Below are 2,645 nucleotides of genomic sequence, written 5' to 3'. Positions count from 1 at the left end.
TCGACAAGCTGGGCGACCTGACCATGGTGCAAATCTCCCGCCTCAAGGGAACCGCTACCTTCGACGAGATGAACCAGGTGACCAAGTCATTCCGGGCAGCGGGTGAAACATTCGCCAACACGCCTCTCACGATGTCCTATATCTCCGAAGCCTTCTCCGTGAACGGTCAGAAGTTTTACTACAGCCATCAGGGCGTGCCGATCACCCTGCCCGGACGTCCCGACATGGATTTCCGTGCCACTTTCGGGGCGCTTGAGCCCTACGCCGATGTGCTGGTGGCCGACAATCCTTATCTGGAGACGCTCTATGCCGCTGGCTTTATCACCGAAGGCAATCATGCGGACTACTCTTTTCCGATCGATGCCCACTACAACCCGGCATCCATAATCGACGCACCGAAGGATATCATTGGCAAGCCAAGCTGGATGAGAAAGTCCACGCCGGCTGGTCGATAACCACACCAACTGAACTGGATGTGGCCGAGTTCCTGGCCGCGCCTTGGGATGCGACGGCCAGCGGCGATGACAGCGAAGGCGCCTTGCCGATGCACCAGCTTCGGATCCTTGACGATATGGAACAGCGGCACTTCGCTGGCGCGGCGGAAGAAGGAAAAGGCAGCGTGAGCCGAAATGCGGCCGCCGGAACTGGCGAAGCCGCTTTTCGATCATCGGCGCCTAGGCCAGAACCCAACGGTTGACGGTGCTATGATCGACCTCGAAGCCACGTTCCCGGAACATCTCCTCAAGATCCCGATAGTTGAGTGGATAACCCAAATACCAGGCAACCGCCTGCACATCGGCCATGCCTCGAAATGCCGGCCATTGAAATCATCCTTCGATTGCCGCTTCAACTTTTCGGCAATAGCATTCAGAATCATAGGCTCGCTCCACAACTTTCGGAGCGGCATCTCTCTTCCCATGGTCAACATACCGTTGAGCGCCAAAATTTGCGACAGGCCCATGCGCAGCCTTCCTTCGAACGATCGGCTGGGCTTCCGGCCATGTAATACGCCGTCGAAATGTCGCTGAGTACTCTGCGCACGCCGCGCACGCTCTCCGCGGTGACCTTCGCTGCTTCCCTTTTCGACGGACACGCCATCCTTCCGCGCAAGGTCACCTCGCCATTGAGAACCGTCACCTTCACGACATCGTACGTCAGTCCGAGTTCCAGTTCCAAGCGCATTCTAACTGCAGTGGAAAGGGCGCCGTCGCCGATAGGAATGACGGTGTTTGCGGGCATAGACTCTTCCTCCGTTGCGACGGCGAGATCCTATGTCTGGTTTGCCGTTGCGGCGTTGATGCAGATCAACTGGCGGCCACGCCGCAAGCCAATCTCCGCGGCGGTCCCACGGTCGAAGGTGTTTGAGCGGCGCGCGAGGTGCGGTGCCGGCGCTGTCACGTTGTTTGAATGTGGCCACGTGAGGCCGAGCCTGCGCTTTTCAGGCAGGCCGTGCACTCACGGCTTCCCACGCGGCCATTGCCTGGCGTCGATAGAGGTTTCGGACGGCGGAGAAGATCGACACGAAATGTTGCAATGAGCCAACCGACCGGAAACCCTGTCGCGTTCGCTCCCGCTTTCTCAACGGCAGGTGAGAGTTCTCCGCCCGGTTGTTCAAGCCTTTATGCGAGCGGCGTTCCACGTTCGGCATGACCTGGCGTCTGGCCGCCCCGTAGGAGCGCAATTTGTCGGTGATCATACGCTTTGGCGACATGCCCTGCTTCTTCAGAAGTCGCGTCAGCAGGCGCTTGGCCGCCTTGGTGTTGCGACGCGTCTGGACGATCTCGTCGAGCACATATCCCTCCTGATCAACCGCTCTCCACAACCAGCATTTCTGACCGTTGATGCGCACCACGACTTCATCGAAGTGCCAGACATCCCCTTTCGTCGGCGCCTTGCGACGTATGCGGCGCGCTAATCAAGGCCATGCTTTCGGCACCATCGGCGGATGGTCTCGTAGGAAACGACGATCCCGAAATCGAGCAGCATTTCCTCGACATCGCGCAGGCTCAGATTAAAGCGAAAGTAGAGCCAGACAGCACGGGCTACGATTTCGATCGGAAGCGGTGGTTCTTGTAGGTCGGTGCACTCACGGTCATGGGTGCGCTGCTACCTCAATTTCCTTACCGCTCAATCAATGTGACAGTGCCCTCTCATCAACCCGTCCGACGGCGAGAGAGGATCATGAAGCGCTTCTAGTCAGCGCGACATCTTCAGCGTTTCGTTTCCGTACCGACCCGAACGCCAACCTCTTTAACGTTCCCCGCCACGATACTCCATCCACCCACCATCGAGAACTGCGAGCAACTGCCATGCAAGCATGGCGCCAAATCGCGCCCCTTCACGCCGAATGAACCAAAGCCTCACTCCCAGATCTTGTCTTCGCAGCGTTAAGTTTAGAGTGCCCGCCGAGCCGTTCGGGCAGGTCACGCCAGCGACCGCCGGAACGGGCGGTCCACAACAGCGCGTCCAGGAACAGCCGGTTGTTCGTGCGCGGGCGCGCGTTTGCCCTTCGTGCCGCCCGGCACACAATCCTTGATCCGTTCCCACTGGCTCATCCGGAAGCGCATCACAATCCACGGCCGATCTCCAAAAGTCAGCCTTGAATCTGATTTGCGCCTCCGGCGGAATCCCACATCGTTAAATCG

The 2,645-nt window shown here is 58.8% G+C and carries 2 protein-coding genes and 5 pseudogenes; 2 read left to right on the top strand and 5 right to left on the bottom strand.

Annotation, left to right across the window (positions count from 1 at the left end; translation table 11 throughout):
• Positions 1-455 (top strand): hypothetical protein (locus AC1D1Z_RS36055; protein WP_477853587.1); only part of this gene is annotated, 455 nt, incomplete at its 5' end.
• A gap of 17 nt (positions 456-472) precedes the next feature.
• Here AC1D1Z_RS36055 and AC1D1Z_RS36050 read toward each other — a convergent pair.
• The 4 genes and pseudogenes from AC1D1Z_RS36050 to AC1D1Z_RS36035 form a co-directional block, all read right to left on the bottom strand.
• Positions 473-619 (bottom strand): annotated as a pseudogene (locus tag AC1D1Z_RS36050) (DUF2794 domain-containing protein); the annotation flags it as partial.
• Between the two features lie 58 nt (positions 620-677).
• Positions 678-877 (bottom strand): annotated as a pseudogene (locus AC1D1Z_RS36045) (IS6 family transposase); the annotation flags it as partial.
• A gap of 44 nt (positions 878-921) precedes the next feature.
• The gene (locus tag AC1D1Z_RS36040) at positions 922-1,239 is read right to left on the bottom strand and encodes a BON domain-containing protein (protein WP_017969047.1); all 318 of its coding nucleotides are present in this window, start codon (positions 1,237-1,239) and stop codon (positions 922-924) included.
• A gap of 199 nt (positions 1,240-1,438) precedes the next feature.
• Positions 1,439-2,096: pseudogene (locus AC1D1Z_RS36035) on the bottom strand (IS6 family transposase).
• Positions 2,097-2,148: 52 nt separating this feature from the next.
• Here AC1D1Z_RS36035 and AC1D1Z_RS36030 point away from each other — a divergent pair.
• Positions 2,149-2,351 (top strand): annotated as a pseudogene (locus AC1D1Z_RS36030) (IS6 family transposase); the annotation flags it as partial.
• 53 nt (positions 2,352-2,404) lie between these two features.
• On the opposite strand, the pseudogene AC1D1Z_RS36025 reads toward AC1D1Z_RS36030, so the two are convergent.
• Positions 2,405-2,567 (bottom strand): annotated as a pseudogene (locus AC1D1Z_RS36025) (transposase); the annotation flags it as partial.
• Positions 2,568-2,645: the final 78 nt, after the last annotated feature.

The organism is Rhizobium sp. P1_E1 (genome assembly GCF_056406015.1).
The sequence above is the reverse complement of the archived record's forward strand: the minus strand, read 5'-3'. Positions and strand labels throughout refer to the sequence as shown.